At 63.4% G+C, this 1,328-nt stretch carries 2 protein-coding genes; both read left to right on the plus strand.

Translation table 11 applies throughout. The features are described from left to right. A partial coding sequence (locus ABZ420_RS36000; RefSeq protein ID WP_357132685.1) for a hypothetical protein occupies window positions 1–405 on the plus strand: 405 nt, incomplete at its 5' end. A 2-nt stretch (window positions 406–407) separates the two neighbouring features. Further along, window positions 408–1,328, plus strand: a 921-nt coding sequence (locus ABZ420_RS36005) for a beta-ketoacyl synthase N-terminal-like domain-containing protein (protein ID WP_357132688.1), incomplete at its 3' end; no start/stop codon positions are given.

The following is a 1,328-nucleotide window of genomic DNA, read 5'->3' on the forward strand; positions in this document are numbered from 1 at the left end:
CTGTCCAAGGCGACCGGACTGACCTTGCCCGCGACCTTGGTCTTCGACCACCCGACCCCTACCGCGGTGGCCACCTACCTCAAAACACACATACAACCTGCTGCCGCAAGCGGGTCCTCTCGACGAGGCGCCGGTGAGAAGAGCCTTGTCGAAGGACTCGACAAGATCGAGTCCCTGATCACTGCTCTTGCAGCGAACAACCAGGTCGAGGGGCATGTCGAGCAGCGGTTGCGGTCTTTCGGCCTGAAGCTCAACGCGCTGCTGGCCGGCATCGAGGACTGGGATGACGACGAACAAGCCGAGGACCTGGCTTCGGCATCCGACGACGAACTTTTCGAAGCGTTGAGCAACGAGCTCGACAGTTCCAGCTCTGCGGGAACCGCATCATATGACGGGAGAGCCTGACCATGGCGAACGAAACAGAACTGCGTGAGCATCTGCGCAAGGCCATCGGCGATCTCCGCAAGTCCAACCAGCGGGTGCGTCAACTCGAACAGATGGCCCACGAGCCGATCGCGATCGTGGGTGTGGGCTGCCGGTATCCGGGCGGGGTGCGGTCCGCGGCCGATCTGTGGGACCTGGTGTCACAGGGACGAGACGTGATCTCCGGGCTCCCCGACGATCGTGGATGGGACGTCGAGAATCTCTACGATCCCGATCCTGATCGGCAGGGGACCTCGTATACACGCGAAGGCGGGTTCCTCGACGACGCCACCGGCTTCGACGCGGAATTCTTCGGCATCTCCCCCCGCGAAGCGTTGGCGATGGATCCCCAGCAACGAGTGCTGCTCGAAGTGGCATGGGAGACCTTCGAATCCGCGGGCATCGTCCCCTCCACCATGCGCGGATCACACACCGGCGTCTACATCGGAGGCATGTCGACCGACTACGGGCGGCCGATGAGCCAAGCACCGGCGGAACTCAGCGGGTACGTACTGACCGGCAATATCGACAGCGTCCTATCTGGTCGTATTTCGTATGTGTTCGGGTTGGAAGGGCCTGCGGTGACGATGGACACGGCGTGTTCGTCGTCGCTGGTGGCGTTGCATCAGGCATGCCAAGCCCTGCGCGCAGGGGAATGCTCGACGGCACTGGCCGGCGGTGTTGTGATTCTGGGCGATCCCCAAGGCTTCGTGGAGTTCTCCCGAATGCAAGCGTTGTCGGCAGATGGGCGGTGTAGGGCGTTCTCCGACGACGCCGACGGGACTGGGCTCGCCGAGGGCGCCGGTTTGGTGGTGTTGGAGCGGTTGTCGGATGCGCGTCGTCTGGGGCATCGGGTGTTGGCGGTGGTGCGTGGTAGTGCGGTGAACCAGGACGGCGCATCCAAC

Source organism: Nocardia sp. NPDC005745, from assembly GCF_040630775.1.
Classification (GTDB): domain Bacteria; phylum Actinomycetota; class Actinomycetes; order Mycobacteriales; family Mycobacteriaceae; genus Nocardia.